The organism is Streptomyces sclerotialus (assembly GCF_040907265.1).
Classification (GTDB): domain Bacteria; phylum Actinomycetota; class Actinomycetes; order Streptomycetales; family Streptomycetaceae; genus Streptomyces; species Streptomyces sclerotialus.
The window spans coordinates 1,355,399-1,375,333 of the sequence record NZ_JBFOHP010000002.1 but is presented as its reverse complement, the minus strand read 5'-3'; the positions used below and the strand labels follow the sequence as shown (position 1 = coordinate 1,375,333).

Annotated in this window: 13 protein-coding genes; 10 read left to right on the top strand and 3 right to left on the bottom strand. The window is 74.2% G+C overall.

Annotated elements, in window-relative coordinates:
• The first annotated feature begins 74 nt into the window (after nucleotides 1–74).
• The 3 genes from AAC944_RS06120 to AAC944_RS06110 all read left to right on the top strand — a co-directional run bounded on the left by AAC944_RS06120 (nucleotide 75) and on the right by AAC944_RS06110 (nucleotide 5,783).
• Complete coding sequence (locus AAC944_RS06120; protein WP_030624179.1) at nucleotides 75–3,677, top strand: hydantoinase B/oxoprolinase family protein; 3,603 nt, start codon at nucleotides 75–77, stop codon at nucleotides 3,675–3,677.
• 129 nt (nucleotides 3,678–3,806) lie between these two features.
• Entirely contained in the window at nucleotides 3,807–4,397 is a 591-nt protein-coding gene (locus AAC944_RS06115; RefSeq protein ID WP_078888973.1) for a helix-turn-helix domain-containing protein, read from the top strand.
• A 15-nt stretch (nucleotides 4,398–4,412) separates the two neighbouring features.
• Nucleotides 4,413–5,783, top strand: coding sequence for an NAD(P)/FAD-dependent oxidoreductase (locus AAC944_RS06110; RefSeq protein ID WP_030624184.1), 1,371 nt, complete (start codon nucleotides 4,413–4,415; stop codon nucleotides 5,781–5,783).
• A gap of 114 nt (nucleotides 5,784–5,897) precedes the next feature.
• Here the strand turns inward: AAC944_RS06110 and AAC944_RS06105 are convergent, their stop codons facing one another.
• From AAC944_RS06105 to AAC944_RS06095, 3 genes are read right to left on the bottom strand one after another with little or no spacing between them, the layout of a single operon-like run.
• Nucleotides 5,898–6,785 (bottom strand): 5-oxoprolinase subunit C family protein, encoded by an 888-nt coding sequence (locus tag AAC944_RS06105; RefSeq protein WP_030624186.1) that lies wholly within the window; start codon nucleotides 6,783–6,785, stop codon nucleotides 5,898–5,900.
• The gene (pxpB, locus tag AAC944_RS06100; protein WP_030624188.1) at nucleotides 6,782–7,423 is read right to left on the bottom strand and encodes a 5-oxoprolinase subunit PxpB; all 642 of its coding nucleotides are present in this window, start codon (nucleotides 7,421–7,423) and stop codon (nucleotides 6,782–6,784) included. Before pxpB ends, AAC944_RS06105 begins: the two co-directional genes overlap by 4 nt.
• 41 nt (nucleotides 7,424–7,464) lie before the next feature.
• The gene (locus tag AAC944_RS06095; protein WP_030624192.1) at nucleotides 7,465–8,229 is read right to left on the bottom strand and encodes a LamB/YcsF family protein; all 765 of its coding nucleotides are present in this window, start codon (nucleotides 8,227–8,229) and stop codon (nucleotides 7,465–7,467) included.
• A 262-nt stretch (nucleotides 8,230–8,491) separates the two neighbouring features.
• Between AAC944_RS06095 and AAC944_RS06090 the strand changes: the two genes are divergently transcribed.
• The 7 genes from AAC944_RS06090 to AAC944_RS06060 all read left to right on the top strand — a co-directional run bounded on the left by AAC944_RS06090 (nucleotide 8,492) and on the right by AAC944_RS06060 (nucleotide 19,875).
• On the top strand, nucleotides 8,492–9,217 hold the full coding sequence (locus tag AAC944_RS06090; RefSeq protein ID WP_051872407.1) for a GntR family transcriptional regulator: 726 nt from the start codon (nucleotides 8,492–8,494) through the stop codon (nucleotides 9,215–9,217).
• Between the two features lie 99 nt (nucleotides 9,218–9,316).
• Nucleotides 9,317–10,024 (top strand): DUF969 domain-containing protein, encoded by a 708-nt coding sequence (locus tag AAC944_RS06085; RefSeq protein WP_030624199.1) that lies wholly within the window; start codon nucleotides 9,317–9,319, stop codon nucleotides 10,022–10,024.
• The gene (locus AAC944_RS06080) at nucleotides 10,021–10,989 is read left to right on the top strand and encodes a DUF979 domain-containing protein (RefSeq protein WP_030624202.1); all 969 of its coding nucleotides are present in this window, start codon (nucleotides 10,021–10,023) and stop codon (nucleotides 10,987–10,989) included. Before AAC944_RS06085 ends, AAC944_RS06080 begins: the two co-directional genes overlap by 4 nt.
• A gap of 39 nt (nucleotides 10,990–11,028) precedes the next feature.
• Nucleotides 11,029–11,673, top strand: coding sequence for a pyroglutamyl-peptidase I (gene pcp / locus AAC944_RS06075; RefSeq protein WP_030624204.1), 645 nt, complete (start codon nucleotides 11,029–11,031; stop codon nucleotides 11,671–11,673).
• A gap of 56 nt (nucleotides 11,674–11,729) precedes the next feature.
• Nucleotides 11,730–13,253: a hypothetical protein gene (locus AAC944_RS06070; RefSeq protein ID WP_030624207.1), complete on the top strand. Its 1,524-nt coding sequence runs from the start codon at nucleotides 11,730–11,732 to the stop codon at nucleotides 13,251–13,253.
• 163 nt (nucleotides 13,254–13,416) lie between these two features.
• On the top strand, nucleotides 13,417–14,352 hold the full coding sequence (locus AAC944_RS06065) for a hypothetical protein (RefSeq protein WP_030624210.1): 936 nt from the start codon (nucleotides 13,417–13,419) through the stop codon (nucleotides 14,350–14,352).
• 90 nt (nucleotides 14,353–14,442) lie between these two features.
• Nucleotides 14,443–19,875, top strand: a complete 5,433-nt coding sequence (locus tag AAC944_RS06060) for a coiled-coil domain-containing protein (protein ID WP_368396928.1) — start codon at nucleotides 14,443–14,445, stop codon at nucleotides 19,873–19,875.
• Nucleotides 19,876–19,935 lie beyond the last annotated feature (60 nt).

Sequence of the window (19,935 nt, the reverse complement as noted above, 5' to 3'; positions counted from 1 at the left end):
CAGCCGCCGTTCCGTAGGCGACGCGCCGTCCGGACGAGCGGTCCGCCGCGCGGCTCCGTTGTCACAATGGGCAGATGACGGGACGCTGGGAGTTCTGGATCGACCGCGGCGGGACCTTCACGGACGTGGTGGCGCGGCGGCCGGACGGCACGCTGGTCACGCGGAAGCTGCTCTCGCACCATCCCGAGCGGTACGACGACGCGGCCGTCGCCGGGGTCCGTGAGGTGCTGGGGATCGCGCCCGGGGAGCCGGTGCCGGCGGAACGGGTGGCCGTCGTGAAGATGGGCACCACCGTGGCCACCAACGCCCTTTTGGAGCGCAAGGGTGAGCCCACCGTGCTCGTCACCACCCGCGGCTTCCGGGACGCGCTGCGTATCGCGTACCAGAACCGGCCCCGGCTGTTCGACCGGCACATCGTGCTGCCGGACGCGCTGTACGACCGGGTGATCGAGGTACCGGAGCGGGTGGACGCGCACGGGGAGACGGTCACGCCTCTCGATGCCGGCGCGGCCCGGGGAGCGCTGACCGCTGCGTACGAAGCGGGCCTCCGCAGCGCCGCCGTCGTACTACTCCACGGGTACCGTCACCCGGCGCACGAGAAGCGGCTCGCCGAGCTGGCCACGGAGGCGGGGTTCACACAGGTCAGCTGCTCGCACGAGGTGAGCCCGCTGATGAAGCTCGTACCGCGTGGCGACACCACCGTGGTGGACGCCTACCTGTCGCCCATTCTGCGGCGCTACGTGGAGGAAGTCGCCGCGCAGCTTCCCGGTATCCGGCTGATGTTCATGCAGTCCAACGGGGGGCTGCGGCAGGCCGAGCACTTCCGGGGGAAGGACGCGGTGCTCTCCGGTCCGGCCGGCGGCGTCGTGGGCATGGTCCGCTCCGCCGCCGAGGCCGGGCACGACAAGGTCATCGGCTTCGACATGGGCGGCACGTCGACCGATGTGTCGCACTACGCGGGCGAGTTCGAGCGCGTCTTCGGCAGTGAGGTGGCGGGCGTCCGGATGCGCGCGCCCATGATGAACATCCACACGGTCGCGGCCGGTGGCGGCTCCGTCCTGCACTTCGACGGGCGCCGCTACCGGGTGGGGCCCGACTCGGCGGGCGCCGTCCCCGGGCCTGCCTGCTACCGCCGCGGTGGCCCGCTCACGGTCACGGACGCCAACGTCATGCTCGGCCGCGTCCAGCCCGCGCACTTCCCGGCGGTGTTCGGGCCGCACGGTGACCAGCCGCTGGACGCGGCCGAGGTCCGCGAGCGCTTCGAAGCGCTCGCGCGGGAGGCGGAGAAGGCGGTGGGGGACCGGCGCGGCCCTGAGGAGGTCGCCGCGGGCTTCCTGGACATCGCCGTGCTCAACATGGCCAACGCGGTCAAGAAGATCTCCGTGCAGCGCGGCCACGACGTGACCCGGTACGCGCTCACCAGCTTCGGCGGCGCGGGCGGCCAGCACGCCTGCGCGGTCGCCGACGCGCTCGGCATCGGCACGGTGATCGTGCCGCCGCTGGCGGGCGTGCTCTCCGCGTACGGCATCGGGGTCGCCGACGCCACCGCGATGCGGGAGCAGGCCATCGAGACCGAGCTGACGGCCGGTGCGATGGACCGGATCCGCGCGACCTGCGACGCGCTGGCCGGCCGTACCCGGGACGAACTCCTCGCCGACGGCGTCCCTGAGGAGAGCGTCACCACCCGGGCCCGCGTCGTCCTCCGCTACGCGGGTACCGACGCCGGCATCCCCGTACCGCTCGCCGAGGCGGACGGCATGGCCGCCGAGTTCGCCCGCGTCCACCGCGCCCGGTACGCCTTCACCATGGACAAGCCGCTGATCGCCGAGGCGGCCTCCGTGGAGGCGGTGGGCGCGGCCGGCGGCACGTCCCGGCACCGGAGCCTCGCGGCGGACCGGGAGGGCGCCCTGCGGCCGCTGGACACCGTCCGGATGTTCACGGGCGGGCGGTGGCGGGAGACCCGTCTGTACCGGCGCACGGACCTGCGGCCCGGGGACACCGTGACCGGGCCCGCGATCCTCGTGGAGGACGACGCGACCACCGTCGTCGACCCGGGCTGGCAGGCGGCCGCGGGCGACCACGGGCACCTGCTGCTCACCCGTGTCGAGGCCCGCCCGGAGCGCACGGCCGTCGGCACCGCCGCCGACCCGGTCATGCTGGAGGTCTTCAACAGCCTCTTCATGGCCATCGCCGAGCAGATGGGCGTGCGCCTGGAACACACCGCGCACTCCGTCAACATCAAGGAGCGGCTCGACTTCTCCTGCGCGCTCTTCGACGCCGACGGCAACCTGATCGCCAACGCACCGCACATCCCGGTGCACCTCGGGTCGATGGGCGAGTCCATCAAGGAGGTGCTGCGGCGGCGCAAGGAAGACATGCGCCCCGGCGACGTGTACGCGATCAACGACCCGTACCACGGCGGCACGCACCTCCCCGATGTCACGGTCGTCACCCCCGTCTTCGACGAGCGGGGCGCGGAGCTGCTCTTCCTGGTGGCCTCCCGCGGACACCATGCGGAGATCGGCGGCATCACACCGGGCTCCATGCCCGCGTTCAGCCGCACGGTCCAGGAGGAGGGCGTGCTCTTCGACAACTGGCTCCTCGTGCGGGACGGCCGGCTGCGCGAGGAGGAGACGCGGCGGCTGCTCACCGAAGGGCCGTACCCCTCGCGCTCCCCGGACGCCAACATCGCCGACCTGCGGGCGCAGATCGCCGCCAACGAGAAGGGCATCAGGGAACTGCACAGAATGATCGGGCAGTTCGGGCTCGACGTGGTGCGCGCCTACATGGGGCACGTGCAGGACAACGCCGAGGAATCGGTGCGCCGGATCATTGCCGGGCTCACCGACGGCTCCTTCCGGTACGAGACCGACAGCGGCGCGGAGATCCGCGTCGCGCTGACGGTGGACCACGAAGAGCGCGGCGCGGTGCTCGACTTCGCCGGTACCTCGCCCCAGCAGCCCGGCAACGCCAACGCGCCCAGTTCCGTGGTGATGGCCGCCGTCCTGTACGTCTTCCGCACCCTGGTCGCCGAGGACATCCCGCTCAACAGCGGCTGCCTCAAGCCCCTCCAGGTGCGCATCCCGGAGGGCTCGATGCTCGCGCCGGTCTTCCCGGCAGCCACCGTCGCCGGAAACGTGGAGACCTCCCAGGCGGTCACCGGAGCGCTCTACGGGGCGCTGGGTGTGCAGGCCGAGGGCGCCGGCACGATGAACAACGTCACCTTCGGCAACGACCGCGTGCAGTACTACGAGACGGTCGCCAGCGGCTCCGGAGCGGGTGACGGCTTCCACGGGGCCGACGCCGTGCAGACCCACATGACCAACTCCCGGCTCACCGACCCCGAAGTGCTGGAGTGGCGCTACCCGGTACGCGTGGAGGACTTCTCCGTACGGGAGGGCAGCGGCGGCCGCGGGCAGTGGCACGGCGGCTCCGGCGTCACACGCCGCATCCGCTTCCTGGAGCCGATGACGGTGGCGCTGCTGACCGGGCACCGCAGGGTGCCGCCGTACGGCATGGCGGGCGGCGCGCCGGGCGCACCGGGCGAGAACCTCGTGGAGCGCGCCGACGGCCGCACGGAGCGGCTGGCGGGCTGCGACGTGGCCGAGGTGGGCGCGGGTGACGTGCTGGTGGTCCGTACGCCGGGCGGAGGCGGGTACGGGACGCCGTCCCCGTAGCGCGTGGCGGCGAGCGGCGTGCGGCATGCGGCGAGAGGCACGTCAGTCGCACGCCGCGTCAGTGAATATTTCTGAGGTGCTGTGTAAGAACTCTTGTCCCGGAAGCCAGAGTTCTTTAGCTTCCCGGCCATGGCACATGAGCCCGCCGACGGGCGGCACGACGACGGTGCCGGGGACGTCCCCGTGGGCGGCCGGCTGCGCACCCTGCGCCGCGCCCGGCGGCTGACGCTGCGGGCGGTCGCCGAAGCGGCCGGGATCAGCGAGGGCTACCTCAGCCAGGTCGAGCGCGGCATCGCCAACCCGAGCATCGCCACGCTCCAGCAGATCGCCGCGGCGCTCGGCCTGAAGACGGGTGACCTGTTCGCCGCCGACTACACGACCGGCCCGCGGGTCCTGAGGGCGGCCGCAGCGCCGGGCCTGACCTTCGGTGTGCTGGGGCGCAAGTTCCGGCTCACTCCGGGGCCGCAGCACCATCTGGAGGCGTTCCTCGGCGAGTTCGAGCCCGGCGGGTCCACCGGCGACCGCCCCTGTACGCACGGCGACTCCGAGGAATTCCTCTACGTGCTGGAAGGCGAGGTCGAACTGCACCTCGGGGACGAGCGGTTCTCCCTGGGGCCCGGCGACAGCATCCGGCACAGCAGCGCCGTGCCGCACAAGCTCGTGGAGACCGGCGGGGACGGAGCCAGGGTCCTGTGGGTGATCAGCCCGCCCAGCTACTGAGCGACGGAGGACGCGATGACGTTGAACGGCCACATCTCCTTCTGGTATCGCCGGACCGGCGTCCCCAGCCGGCGCGATCCCCTGGACGGGCCGGCCGACGCCGACGTGTGCGTCGTCGGCGCCGGCTTCACCGGGCTGTGGACCGCGTACTACCTCAAGAAGGCCGACCCGGGCCTGGACATCGTCGTACTGGAGCGGGAGTTCGCCGGCTTCGGCGCCTCGGGGCGGAACGCCGGCTGGCTCAGCGCGAAGATCGCCGGATCGCCCGCGGTGTACGCGCGGGAGCGGGGCCGGCAGTCCGTTCTGGAGCTGCAACGGGCCATGAACGCCACGGTGGACGAGGTCATCGCGGTGGCCGACGCCGAGGGCATCGACGCCGACGTCGTCAAGAGCGGCTACCTGAGCGTGGCCCACCGGCCCGCCCAGCTGCCGCGGCTGCGCGCCGCGCACGAGAAGTCGCGGTACTGGGGCAACGAGGACGAGGTCCTGCTCTCGGGGCGCGAGGTGCGCGACCGTATCGATGTGGCCGGCGCACTGGGTGGCGTGCACAACCCGCACTGCGCCCGTGTCCACCCGGCCAAGCTCGTCCAGGGGCTCGCCCGGGCGGTCGCGGCCCTCGGAGTGCGCATCCACGAGTCCACGCCCGTCACCCGCATCGCCCCCGGACGCGCCGACACGCCCTTCGGGACGGTGCGCGCCCGCCGGGTCCTGCGCGCCACCGAGGGCTTCACCAGCGACCTCGAAGGCGAGCGCCGCACCTGGCTGCCGATGAACTCCTCCATGGTCGTCACGGAGCCGCTCCCCGACGCCGCCTGGAAGGCCATCGGCTGGGACGGCCAGGAGCTGCTCAGCGATCTCACACACGCCTACATGTACGCGCAGCGCACCGCGGACGGCCGTATCGCGATCGGCGGGCGCGGCGTCCCGTACCGCTTCGGGTCCCGCGTGGACCGGGACGGGCGGACCAGCCCGAAGACCGTACGGGCGCTGCGCGACACCCTGAACCGGCTGCTGCCCGCGACCGTCGGGGCGCGGATCGACCACGCCTGGTCAGGAGTGCTCGCCGTACCGCGCGACTGGTGCGCGTCCGTCTCCTTCGACCGGACCACGGGACTGGGCTGGGCGGGTGGCTACGCGGGCCACGGCGTCGCGGCCACCAACCTGGCCGGCCGGACCCTGCGCGACCTCGTGCTGGAGCGGGACACCGAGCTGACCCGGCTGCCGTGGACCGGCCACCGGACCCGGGCCTGGGAGCCGGAGCCCGCCCGCTGGCTCGGCGTGCACGGCATGTACGCCGCCTACCGGGCCGCGGACCGCAGTGAGGCGGCGCGCCGCACCACCACCGCACCGATCGCGAAGCTCGCCGACCGCATCGCGGGGCGCTGACATGGACGCCACCACGAAGGCCGGCACGGCTCCGCTGGTCTGCTCCCTCGTGGTGCTCGCCCGCAGTGCGCGGACGGCCGAGGAGCAGCGGCGGACGCCGTGCCCGAGGAGGGCTCAGACGCCGCGCACCCGGGGGCTGCGATGCGCCCGTACGAAGCGCACCGGAGTCCCCGGCGCGGCCTGTGCGGCGGCCGGCAGCGCGGCCTCCTGGACGACGCCGACGACCGGGTAGCCGCCGGTCGTCGGGTGGTCGGCCAGGAAGAGCACCGGGAGGCCGTTCGGCGGCACCTGGACGGCGCCCAGGGGCATGCCCTCGCTGGGGAGTTCGCCGTCCCGGGCACGTTCCAGGGCCGGGCCCTCCGTGCGCAGGCCGATGCGGTTGCTCGCGGACGACACCCGCCAGACACCGGTGAGGAGGGTCCGCAGCCCGGCCGCGGTGAACCAGTCGTCGCGCGGCCCGAGGCGGACCGGCAGGACCAGTTCGCGTACCGGTCCGGAGTGCGGCACCGCGTCGGCCGCCGGAACCGGCGCGCCCGGTGTGCCGAGCGGCAGGACGGCGCCGTCGGCGAGCGGGTCGGGGCCGAGCCCCGAGAGCAGGTCGGTGGCGCGGCTGCCCAGTACCGGTTCGGCTTCGATGCCGCCCGCGAAGGCCAGGTAGCTGCGCAGCCCGTGGGTGGCGGTGCCCACCTCCAGTACGGCGTCGGCCGGCACGTGCACCGGTGCGCCCCAGGCGGCGGGGCGGCCGTCGACGGTCACCGGGCACGGGGCTCCGGTGACGGCCACGGTGGCCGCGCAGCGCATGCGTACCGCGCAGCCGGTGACGGTGGTCTCCAGGGTCGCGGCCCCGGGGGCGTTGCCGACGAGGCGGTTGGCCAGGCGGTGGGCGTCGGCGTCGAGCGCGCCGGAGCGCGGGACGCCCAGGTGGGCGTGGCCGGCGCGGCCGAGGTCCTGGACGGTGGTCAGTGCCCCGGCGCGTACGACGGCGAATGCGCGGTCGGTCACTGGGCCGCCTCCGGGCGCTGATCGAAGGGTTGCGGGACGAAGCGTACGAGTGTGCCGGGTGCGAACAGTGCCGCCGGCTCCCGGGACGCGTCCCACAGCACGGCGTCCGTGGTGCCCAGCAGTTGCCAGCCTCCGGGGGAGGAGCGCGGGTACACGCCCGTGTACGGGCCCGCGAGGGCCACCGAGCCCACCGGGAGGCGGGTCCTCGGGGTGGCGCGGCGCGGCACGTGGTAGCGCTCGGGCAGGCCGGTGAGGTATCCGAAGCCGGGGGCGAAGCCGCAGAAGGCGACGCGGAATTCGGTGCCGGAGTGGATCCGTACGACCTCCTCCGGGGTGACGCCCCACAGCTCGGCGACGTCGGCGAGGTCGGGGCCGTCGTATCGGACGGGGACCTCGATGGTCCGCGCACCGGAGCGGGTGGCCGGCGGGACGTCCCAGCGGGCCAGCTCGGCGGCGAACCGCTCCGGTTCGGCGAGTCCGTCGATCAGCACGGTGCGTGCCGCGGGCACGATCTCGCGGGTGGCGGGCAGCCGGCCGGCTGCGGCGCGGCGCAGCAGCTCCGCGTGGAGCGCTTCGACGGCCTCGCCGCTGTCCAGCTCGACGAGCAGACCGTGGTCGCCCACGGGCAGGGCGCGCATACGGAGGGCGCGGTCCTCGGCGGTGCCGGCCGGGAGTGCGGTCATGCGAACGCCGCCACACGGACGCCGGCGGCCGTCAGTTCGTCGCGTACCCGCCGGGCGAGTGCCGCGGCGCCCGGGGTGTCACCGTGCAGGCACAGGGACTGGAGGTCGACCTCCACGCGCTCCCCGTCGATCGAGGTGACGGCGTGGTCGCGGGCGAGGCCGAGGGAGCGCTTGACGACGGCATCCGGGTCGTGGACGACCGCGCCGGGCTCGCGGCGTGACACCAGCGTGCCGGCGGCGGTGTAGGCGCGGTCGGCGAACGCCTCGGCGACGGCGGGCAGTCCCGCGGCGCGCGCCTCCGCGTGCAACTCCGAACCGGGAAGCCCGAGGACGGGCAGCGGACCGGCAGCGCGCCGGATGCCCGCCACGACGGCGGCCGCCTGTTCGGCGTCGTGCACGGCACGGTTGTAGAGGGCTCCGTGCGGCTTGACGTACGAGACCCGGGACCCGGCGGCGCGCGCGAAGACCTCCAGGGCGCCGATCTGGTAAGCGATCTCGTCGGCGAGTTCGTCCGGGGGCACGTCCATGGCGCGGCGGCCGAAGCCGGCGAGGTCGCGGTAGGAGACCTGGGCGCCGATGCGGACACCGCGCTCGGCTGCCGTCTCGCACACCCTGCGCATCGTCGAGGGGTCGCCCGCGTGGAAGCCGCATGCGACGTTGGCGCTGGTGACGACGGAGAGGAGACTGTCGTCGTCGGTGAGGTGCCACCGTCCGAACCCTTCACCGAGGTCGGCGTTGAGGTCGATCACCGGGTCCGTCATGTGGGTCCGTTCCAACAGGCCGGCGGTGCCGGGCGAGGGGCAGGGCAGGGCAGAGCCGGCCGGCCCGTTCCGTAGCGGCTGTCCTCCTGGGGCGCTCGGGCCGACCGGCTTACCGCTTCAAGCTAGAGGATTGTTGAACGATAGGACAAGAGGGTTGTTGTCTTGTCCGGCGATCTGGGATTGACTGCGTGCCCTTGTGAGCGGCCGCGGGGCCGCTGTCGTACGCGGTCGCGGTGACCGGGGGACGAAAGTGAGGCACGACGTGGCGAAGGGCATCGACCGGCGGCTCCCGGAGCCGGCGGGACTGGCGGTGGACCGCGCGCTGCTGGGGCGGACGAGCACCGCTGAGCGGGTCGCCGACATACTGCGCGACCGTATCGCGGAGGGGTTCTTCCCGCCCGGAGTGCGGCTGTCGGAGGACTCCATCGGCGGGGCCCTGGGGGTCTCGCGCAACACCTTGCGGGAGGCGTTCCGGCTGCTCACGCACGAACGGCTGCTGGTGCACGAGCTGAACCGGGGCGTCTTCGTGCGGGTGGTCGCGGTGGACGACCTCCTCGACATCTACCGGGTGCGCGGCATGGTCGAGTGCGCCGTGGTACGCGGCCTCGGTGAGCCGCCGTACGACCTGGACCAGGTCGAGGCGGCCGTGGTGGCGGGGGAGCGGGCCGCCCTGGAGCGGTCCTGGCAGGACCTGTCGACCGCCAACATCCGCTTCCATCAGGCGCTGGTGGCGCTGGCCGGCAGCCCGCGCACGGACGAGCTGATGCGCGGCGTCCTCGCCGAGCTGCGGCTGGTGTTCCACGTGATGGACGATCCGCGCCGCTTCCACGAGCCGTACCTCACGCGGAACCGGCAGATCCTCGAAGCGCTCCAGGGCGGCGACACCGTGCAGGCCGAACGGCTTCTCGCGTCCTACCTGGAGGACTCCCGGGCGCAGCTGGCGAGCGCGTACGCCCAGCGGCTGCCCGGACAAGCTTCCGGCCGGTAACAGAACGTTCAACCTATTGTCGGATCGTAGAACGATCCTCTACCGTCCTGGCACATCCTCACGACACCCCGTGGGGTCCTGCGTGCGAAAGGCGGTCCGGTGATCGTTCTTCTGGGCGTTCTCGTGGTGATCATCGGATTCGCCACGCGGCGCAACCCCTTGCTGGTCGTGGGGGTGGCGGGCATCGCCACCGGCTTCCTCGGCGGACTGTCCCCCCAGAAGGTCCTCGCGGCCTTCGGGGACGGCTTCGCCTCCAGCCGAGCCGTGACGATCTTCGTCATCACGCTGCCGGTCATCGGCCTCCTGGAGCGCTACGGCCTTCAGGAGCAGGCGCGCAACCTCATCTCGCGCTTCGCCAAGCTGACCACCGGGCGCTTCCTGACGCTGTACCTCGTGCTGCGGCAGGGCTTCGCCGCGCTCGGCCTGCGGGACCTCTTCGGCCCCGCGCAGACCGTGCGCCCGCTCGCCGCCCCGATGGCCGAGGGCGCGGCCGAACGCCGCTACGGGACGCTGCCGGACAAGACCCGGGAGAAGATCCGGTCCTTCACCGCCAGCGCCGACAACGTCGGGCTCTTCTTCGGCGAGGACGTCTTCCTGGCCGTCGGCTCGATCCTCCTGATCACCGGCTTCGCCAACTCGACGTACCACACCCACCTCGAACCCCTGCAGCTCGCTCTCTGGGCCATCCCGACCGGGCTGTGCGCCCTCGTCGTGCACGGCGGCCGGCTGCTCCGCATGGACCGCACGCTGGAGCGCGAACTGCTCGGCGCCCGCGTGGAACTCGCCACCCAGGAGGCCGCGAAGTGATCAAGGCAGAGTGGTTCTACTGGCTGGTCGGCGCGCTCTTCCTGGTGATGGCCGCCCAGATGGCGGCCGACCGCACCAACCCGAAGCGCTTCGGCACCGCCGCCTTCTGGGGCCTGCTCGGCGCCGGCTTCGTCTACAGCTCCTGGGTCGTCGACAAGTCGGCCCCCGCCGAGCCCCTCGGTGCCGCGGTCCTCGTGATGATCTGCCTCGCCGCCTTCGGGTTCACCGGGCGCGGCAAGCCCCGTACCACCACCACGGAGGAGCGGCGGGCGAGCGCCCGTAAGCACGGCAGCAAGCTGTTCATCCCCGCCCTCACCATCCCCGCCGTCGCCCTCGTGTGCGCCGTCCTCGTCCCGAAGCTCTCCTTCGGGGGCACGCCGCTCCTCCAGAAGGGCAGCGAGACCATCCTCGGTCTCGGGGTCGGCGCCATCGTGGCGCTCGTGCTCGCCATGGTGATGCTGCGCGATAAGAAGGTCGCGGCACCCCTGCACGCGGGCCGCTCGATGCTGGAGTCGATGGGCTGGGCGATGCTGCTGCCGCAGCTGCTCGCCACGCTCGGTACGATCTTCGCGGTCTCCGGGGTCGGCAAGCAGGTCGGCATCATCACCGAGGCGGTGCTGCCGCACGATTCGGTGCTCATCGCGGTCGTCGTCTACTGCGTCGGGATGTTCCTCTTCACGGTCATCATGGGCAACGGCTTCGCGGCCTTCCCGGTCATGACCGCCGCCGTCGGCTGGCCCGTCCTCATCGAGCAGGCGAACGGCAACGCGCCGGCGATCCTCGCGATCGGTATGCTCTGCGGTTTCTGCGGCACGCTCGTCACGCCGATGGCGGCCAACTTCAACGTCGTGCCGGCGGCACTGCTGGAGCTGAAGGACCAGTACGGGCCGATCAAGGCCCAGCTGCCCACCGCGGTCGCACTGCTGGGCTGCAACATCGTCATCATGGCCGCCTTCGCCTTCTGACCCCACCGCACACGCTCCGACCACGCCGAGGAACAGCGCATGACACGGGTACTTCTGACGGGGTTCGCCCCTTTCGAGGGGAATGACGCCAACCCCTCCTGGCAGGCCGTGCAGGCCGTCGCCGCCGATCCACCGCCCGGCATCGAGGTCACGGCCGTCGAGCTGCCCTGTGTCTTCGGGGCGGCGAACGACGTGCTCCGCGGGGCCGTCGAGGAGGCCGACCCCGAGCTGGTGCTCTGTGTCGGTCTGGCCGGCGGACGCCCGGACGTCACCGTCGAGCGGGTGGCCATCAACGTCGACGACGCCCGCATTCCCGACAATTCGGGTGCGCAGCCCATCGATGTGCCGGTCGTCGAGGACGGCCCCGCCGCGTACTTCGCCACGATCCCGGTCAAGGCCGCCGTCGCCGCCGTACGTGAAGCGGGGCTGCCCGCCTCCGTCTCGCAGACCGCCGGCACCTTCGTCTGCAACCACGTCTTCTACGGGCTGATGCACCTCGCCGCCACCGAACGGCCCGGCATGCGCGGCGGCTTCGTGCACGTCCCGTACGCTCCCGGGCAGGTCACCGACAAGGGTGAGCCCTCGCTCCCGGTCGCCGCCACCGCCGAGGCGCTGCGCGTGATCATGGTCACGGCGGCGGGCCGCAGCGAGGACATCAAGGCTGTGGGAGGCGCCACACACTGACCCGCTGGGCCGTGCCGTTTCGTCCGTTGTCAGTGCGACGGCCTAATCTGTTCACCGTGACTTCTCCATCCCCCCAGAGCGCTGCGTCCCAGTTCAGCGGGGTGACGCGACCCGCGCCGGGCCCGGCCGCCGACGAGGGCCTGGCCCGGCGGCTGCGCGCGCTCGCGTGCACGGCGCCGCTGCACGACCTCGACGCGCGCAAGGCCAACCTCGCGGGGGAGTACGGCGTCTACGCCATGGCCGAGGTCGCCCTCGCCGCGATCGACCTCGTCACGCTCCACATGGACTTCGACACCGGCGCCGACCACGAGCAGATAGTGGCCAGGCTGCAGCCCCGCATCGCGGCCCAGGCCCCGCGGCGCCCGGCGGCCGAACACGAGCGCGTCGCCCGCTGGGTCCTGGAGAACCTCATCAACGTCGGCAGCGTCGACCGCGGCTTCCGCGCGGTCTACGGCACCTTCACCGCCGACGGCGACTACGTCCGGCGGGACTACGACTTCAAGCTCATCGAGGAGGTCCCGGGCCCCGGCGGCACGGTCTACCTCCGCACCACCGACGAGGCGGTCAATGTCCTGGTCGGCGCGCTGGACACGGACGTCACCAGCGCCCAGATCGCCGCCGAGGTCAAGCTGGAGGTGCTCATCAGCCGCGGCCGCCTCGCCGACGCCCAGCTCGCCGCCGAGCAGGCGCGGTACCGCACCGTGCAGTACGCCGAGACGCTCCGCAAGACCCTCGACGCCACCCGGCGCAACGTCCGCGCCGTCGACTGGCTGCGCGCCGTCCCCGACATGATCACCGAGGCGCTCGACCACGTCGCGGACCGGTACCGCCACGAGAACGCCATCCTCACCAACATCCGCCGCGCCCGCGACGAGGCCGAGGGCGCGGAGCACAAGCGGCGCGCCGCCGAGCTCGTCGACATCGTCAAGGACTGCATCCGCCGCCACACCCAGCTGCAGTCCCGCCTCCTGGAAGCCGGCCCGCTCTTCCGTGCCGAGCAGGACCGGCAGGCCTTCGCGCCGCCCGCCGCGCACGCCGGGCTGGACCTGTACGGCCAGCTGGTCGCGCCCGTGCTGCCGCTGCCCGTCGAGCAGTCCACCCGGGTCACCGACGCCTTCTTCGCGCAGGGCACCGGCCTGCGCACCCCCACCGCCGTACGGGTCGGTGACCTGGTCGGGATGCTGCTCACCCCGCCCCAGGAGCGCGAGCACCTGGGCGCCGAGATGCCCGAGCCCGACCTGATCGCCACGCCCGACGACAGCCGGTTCAGCGAGGAGCAGCTCGACGCCGCGACCGCGCTGCTCACGCTGCCCGCCGACGCGCCGCGCCGGCTCTCCGGACTGCTCGCCGAAGCGCGCCGCCAGGACCCCGAACTGCCGTACCTGGTCGCGCTGCTGGCGGTGCACGCCGCGAGCCCGCCGGTCGGCACGGCGTACCGGCAGGGCGAGGGCCGGCTGCTCTTCGCGGTCGACGACGGCACGGAGCTGGTGGACCCCGAGTTCGGCGGCGCCGACCTGATCGTGGGCACCGCCCTGCTGGACGCGGCGGGCATGGCGGCCGAGCGCTCGGAGGTGGCGTGATGGCCGGAGCCGTGACAGGCGCGCCTGCATCCCGCTCGGCGACCGCCCCGAGGGGGCCCGCCGAGGGCCGCGCAGGAGCGGAGCCCGTAAGGGGACATGCAGGAGCCGGGCCCGCCGAGGGGTGCCCAGGAGTCGACACCGTGAGCCGCAAGGAGCCAGATTCGTGACCGAGTACGACGCCGACGACGCCGCGCGGCCGGACCCGACGGCCGCCGCGGGCGACGGCTGGGGCCTGCCCGCACCGGAGGCGGAGCCGTCCGCCAAGGGCCCCGCGCCGGTCACCCCCGCCGACGCGGCGGACGCCGCCCGCCTGGTCTCCTTCGGCCTCCAGCCCAAGCTGCTGCCCGCCCGCGACGTCGAGTACGGCGAGCTGCTGCGGCGCTACCGGGACGACCCCGCATTCGCGCGTCTCGCCGACGCCGTCGCCTCCGGGCTCGGCCTGGTCGTCCTGGAGGTCTCCACCCGCGCCGGGATGGCCGTCACCGCGGCCGAGGACTCCGTCTTCGCGGTCCGCATGGGCGACTACGCCCGCCGCGCCTCCACCGACGCGGGCGACCGCTTCCTGCACGGCCTCGCGCATCTGGCCGTCGCCGCGATGGCCTTCCCGCGCCCCGAGGACCTCGCCGACGACGGCTACATCGGCCGGATCACCGTCAACGGCGTGGACGCCTTCGTCCGCCAGGCCTGCCGCCGCCTGGAGGAGCGCGCCGCCGAGGCCGGCGAGAACACCGACCCCACCAGCGGCGCGCCCGGCCTGGAGGCGTCCTGGCGGGTGTACGCCCGGCGCAGCTCGACGGGTGCCACCAAGGACGCCCGGCGGCTGGCCGGTTCGACCACCGGCATCATCGCCAAGGCCGTGTCCTTCCTCGTCGACTCCGGCTTCCTGCAGCGCACCGGGGACGACTCCGGAGGCACGTACCGCACCACGGCCCGCTATCAGCTCCAGGTGCGCGACATGGCGGGTACGGCGGCCATGGCCGAGCTGCTGGAGCTGGGCGTGGTCCCGATAGCGGACGGCAGCGCCTCGCTGCTGCCCGCCGAGGACACCGACGACCTGGACCTGGTCGCCGACGCCGGACTGCCCTTCCACTCGGGCTGATCCCGCTCCCGTACACCGCAAGGTCCCCCGACCGACGGCCGGCCCCGGCCGGCCACCGACCCACCGTCACGACAACGAGAGTCCGCCTCTATGTACGAGCTGTCCCGGGTTCGCCTCTACTCCATCGGGCCCGCCGGTGCGCGCTACGCCGACACCGTCCTGGACCTGCGCGGAGTCGGTGAGCCCGTGCCCCGACCGGCCCCGGCCCAGGCGGACTTCTTCGAGGAGGAGCCGGTCGGCCCGCCGCGCCGCCCGGCCCCCGCCGGCGTGCTCTTCCTGGAGAACGGCGGCGGCAAGTCCGTACTGCTCAAGCTGATCTTCTCGGTCATGCTGCCCGGCCACCGCAACACCCTCGGCGGCGCCAGCTCCGGCGTGCTGCGCAAGTTCCTGCTCGCCGACGACTGCGGCCACGTGGCGCTGGAGTGGCAGCACACGGTGACCGGCGAGACCGTCGTGGTCGGCAAGGTCAGCGAGTGGCGCGGCCGCCAGGTCTCCAACGACCCGCGCAAGTTCGCCGAGGCCTGGTACAGCTTCCGGCCGGGCCCCGGCATGAACCTGGACTCCCTCCCGGTGGCCGAGTCCACCGCCGTGCGCCCGGTCGTCGAGGGCGCGTCCGGCGCGCAGGGCCGCCGCCGCACGATGAAGGGCTTCCGCGACGCCCTCACCGAGGCCGGGAAGAACTACCCCAACCTCGACGTCGCCTGGGTCGAGATCCACGAGCGCTGGAACGAGCACCTCGGCGAGCTGGGCCTGGACCCCGAACTCTTCCGCTACCAGCGGGAGATGAACGCGGACGAGGGCGAGGCGGCCGGCCTCTTCGCGGTCAAGAACGACTCCGACTTCACCGACCTGCTGCTGCGCGCCGTCACCGACACCCGGGACACCGACGGCCTCGCCGACCTCGTGCACGGCTTCGCGCACAAGCTCGGCCGCCGCGCCGAGCTGACCGCCGAACGCGACTTCACGGCCGGCTCCCTCGACCTCCTCTCGAAGATCGCGGAGAACGCCGAGCACCGGGAACGCGCCCGGGAGGTGCACGCCGGTGCCGAGCGCCGTACGCGCCACCTCGCGCAGCGGCTGCAGGCCCGCGCCACCGAGGAGCGCGGCCGCGCCGCCGAACTGGCCGAGCAGGTCGCCGCCGCGTCCCACGCCGTCACCGAGGCCGAGGCCACCCGCGAGCGCCGCTCCCTGATCTCCGCCGAGATCGCCTACCGCCACGCCTCGCTGGCCCTGGCCGCCGCCGAGAAGGGCGCCGCGGCCCAGCGCCGCGAGCTGAACGACGCCCGGACGCTGCACTCCGCCTGGCAGGCCGCCGAGACCGTGCTGCGGCACCGCGCCGCGGCCGACCGGTCGGCGCGCGTCGCCGCCGCGATCCAGGAGGCCGAGCGGGACGCCGCACCGGCGCTCGCCGCCCGCAGCAAGGCCGCCGCCGACCTCGTACGGGCCCTGCACGCCGCCGCCACCGAAGCCGAGACCTGGGCCAACCAGGAGGAGGAGCGGTCCGCTGCGCTTCAGGAGACGAGCGAGTCGGCACACCGTGACGCCACCGCCGCGGCGACCGCTGCGCAGCGCGCCCGCAGTGAGACCGAGCACCTCAAGCAGCGCCTGACCGAGGTGGAGCAGGAGACCGCCGAGGCCGTACGGGCCGGCTGGCTGGACGACTCGGCGCCGGACGCCGACCCGGCCCGCGCCGCGCTCGCCGCGACGGACGCCGAGAAGGCCGCGGTCGAGGCCTGGGACACCGCCCGCGAGACCGCCCGGCAGACCGCCGACCGCGCCAAGGAGGCCGCGGCGCGCCAGTCCCGTGCCGAACTGGCCGCGGCCCGCGCCGAGGACGCCGCGCTCGCCGCCGAGCGCGCGTACGAAGCGGAGCGCCGTGCCGCCGAGTCCATCGGCGCGGAGCCGCGCCTCGCGGAGCTGCTGGGCCTGCCGTCGGCCCCGGACCCGGTCACGCCCGGCCTTCCGGGCCAGCGCGGCGGCGGCCGCCCGCTCGCGGCGGAGGCCCGGCCGCCGTTGCGCGTGACGGTCCGGCTGGACGACGCGGAAGCGGCACTCGCCGCGGACACCGGCGCGGACGACGCCGAGCCGGACGACGGGTACTTCGCCGGTCCGGTCATGGGAAGCGGCGCGCCCGTAGAGGCGCGTACCGCGGCCCCCGAAGAGGCCACCGCCGGCACCGGGGACGCGATGGCCGTACGGGGCGGCTCCTGGGCGTCGGGCGTGGTGGGGCCCGGAGCCTCGGCCGACGACTCGGCCGACGGGGAGCCGGACGGTGCGCGGCCCGCCGGGGGACGCGGCACCTACGCCGCCGATTCCGGCTCCCGCGACGAGGTCTCGGCGCGGATCGACTCCGGCGCAGCGGACGGTGACGCCGCGGCGGACGTCCGCGAGGGTGAGCGGGCCGAGGCGGCGGACGAGACGCCGGATGCCGACGCCCCGGATGCCGGCACTCCGGATACCGCCGGTGCCGCAGAGGCCGCCGCGCCCGCCACCGAAGCCGAAGCCGGTCCCGAAGCCGAAGCTGCCCCGGAAACCGCGTACGCCCCCGAAGACGAAGCCTGCCCCGAGGACGAGGGCGCCGACGGCGGCACGGCCGACGGCGACGGCGGCGCGGCCGGGGCGCGGGGCGCGGCCCCCGCCCGCCACCGGATCACCGGCGCCAAGGGCGCCCCCGGCCCCCTCTCCGCCGAAGAGGTCGACCGCAACGCCGACGCGCTGCAGGAACTCCTCGACGAGAGCGTGAGCTCCGCCGAGCGGCAGCTGTTCGAGATGCGGACCGCCGCCGCCGACGACGCGCGCATCCTCGGCGCGCTCGGCGACGGCGGGCTGCTGCCGCCCGGCCCCGATGTGCTGGCCGCCGTCGAATACCTCGGCGAGCACGGTGTCCCGGCCCTGCCCGGCTGGCGCTACCTCGCCCAGGCCGTCGACCCCGTCGACCACGCCCGGGTGCTCGCCGCCCGCCCCGAGCTGGTCGACGGCGTCATCATCACCGACCCCGACACCCACGCGCGCGCCCGTGACGTGCTCGCGCAGGCCGCGCTGCTGCCGAGGTCGGCCGTCGCCGTCGGCACGGCCGCCGCCCTCCTCGCGCCGACCCCGCCCCCGGAGGCCGAGGACAGCGGTGTCTTCCTCGTGCCGCCGAACCCGGCCATGCACGACGAGTCGGCCGCCGACGAGGAGCGGCAGGCGCTGCGCGCCCGGGCCACAGCACGTGACGAGGAGATCCGGCAGCTCGCCGCCCGGCTCTCCGCTGACCGCGCGCTGGCCGCCCGGCTCGCCTCGTGGCGCACGGGCTGCCCGGCCGGGCGGCTCGCCGAACTGGCGGCCGCGGCCGAGGAGACCCGTACGACGGCCGACGCCGCCGCCGAGGAGCTGGCGGAGTCCCGTACGGCACGGGCCGAGGCGGACGAGGCCGCGGCGGAGGCCGCGCGCGTACGCGACGAGCGCGGCGAGGCCGCACAGCGCGCCCGCCGGGTCGCCGACGCGCTGGCCGGGCTGGCCTACCGCCTCCGTGAGCGCGCCGCCTGGCAGACCAAGCTGCGTGAACTGGCCGACGAGGGCGCGGAGTACGAGGCGCGTGCCGAGGAGTGCGTCGACCGGGCGCGCGCCGCCGACGAGGACCGCCGCGCCGCCCAGCGCGCCGCCGACGACGCCCGCCGCACCGCCCGCGCGCTGCGCGCCGAGCGCGCCGAGATCGCGGGCGTACCGGACGACCTGGGCGAGGAGGAGGCCCCGCCGGAGTCCTCGCTGCCCACCCTGCGCGAGGCGTACCGCGCCGCGTCCCAGCTGTACGAGAAGGTCGGCGTCGGCGCCGACCTGCGGGCCGAGCAGGCCCGTGCCGAGGGCGACGAGAGCAACGCGCGCAACGAACTGGACCGGCTCACCAACAAGGTCCGCACCCGCGCCGAGACCCTGCTCCAGAGCCCGGACGCGGCCGACGGCCCGTCCCGGCAGGCCGCGGCCGCCCGCGCCGAGGAACTGGTCGCGATGCTGGAGTCGCGGGCTTCCGCGGCCAGCGAGCAGCTGGGCCGGCTGCGTGGCGAGGCGGAGCGGCTGGCGCCGCCCGAGGGCGTCGAGGCGCACACCGAGCTGCCCGAGGAGCTGGTACCGGCCGACGCCGACCGCGCCAAGGAGCTGCTCCGCACCGCCAACGCCGAGCTGGCCACCGCCACCGACGCGCTGGACACCGCCCGCGCCACCCACGCCGAGCTGCTGCGCGGCCACCGCGCCGCCGAGGACGCGGCAGGCGGCTTCGACGAGATTGCCGCGATGCTGCGCGACATCCTCCGCGACAACGCCCCGGAGGACGACCAGGAGGCGCCCGAGCCGTACCGGGGCAGGCTGGAGGAGGCCCGCCAGGCGGCCGCCGAGGCCCGCCGCTCGCTGCGCGGCTGCGCGAGCGACCTGTCGGCGGCGGACTCCGCGGTCCGCGAGGCCAGCGACGTGCTCGTACGGCACGCCAACTCCACGCGGTACGAGATGGTCAAGACCCCGGCCCGGCAGCAGATCCGCGAACTGCCCGCAGCCGCGCTGCCGGACCACGCCGCGAAGTGGGCGGAAGCTTTCGCCCCCCGGCTGCGCGTCCTCACCGACGAGCTGGAGCAGCTGGAGCGCAACCGCGACAGCATCGTCGACCGGCTCCGCGGCCTCGTCGAGTCCTCGCTGGCCACGCTGCGTTCGGCGCAGCGGCTCTCCCGGCTCCCCGAGGGGCTGGGGGAGTGGTCCGGCCAGGAGTTCCTGCGCATCCGCTTCGACGACCCGGACCAGGCCACGCTCACCGAACGGCTCGGCGAGGTCATCGACGAGGCGACCCGCGCGGCCGTCAAGCGCAACAGCGACCTGCGCCGGGACGGCATGTCCCTGCTCCTGAGGGGCGTCGCGGCGGCCCTCCAGCCGCGCGGCGTCGCGGTGGAGATCCTCAAGCCGGACGCCGTGCTCCGTGCCGAGCGGGTGCCGGTCGGGCAGATGGGCGACGTGTTCTCCGGCGGCCAGCTGCTCACCGCGGCCATCGCGCTGTACTGCACGATGGCGGCGCTGCGCAGCAACGACCGGGGCCGCGACAAGGAGCGGCACGCCGGCACGCTGTTCCTGGACAACCCCATCGGCCGCGCCAACGCCACGTACCTCCTGGAGCTCCAGCGGGCCGTGGCCGACGCCCTCGGCGTCCAGCTGCTGTACACCACCGGCCTGTTCGACACCACGGCGCTCGCCGAGTTCCCGCTGGTCATCCGGCTGCGGAACGACGCGGACCTGCGCGCGGGCCTGAAGTACATCAGCGTCGAGGAGCACCTGCGGCCCGGACTCCCGCAGCAGCGCGCCGAGTCGGAGACGATCCACGGCGAGATCACCGCGACCCGGATGTTCAAGCGCCCGGAGGAACAGGAAGCCCCGCGGATCCCGCAGGTCGACCGCACGGCCCCGGAGGAGGAGCCGGCCGCCGCACCGGACGGGCCCGACAGCACGGACACCACGGATGCTACGGACACTACGGACACCTCGGAGGAACCGCCCACGGAGCGGTAGCCGGAGCGCCACCCGCCCAGGCCGCAGCGTCGTTGTCCATAGGCCGTCCCTAGGCCTTTC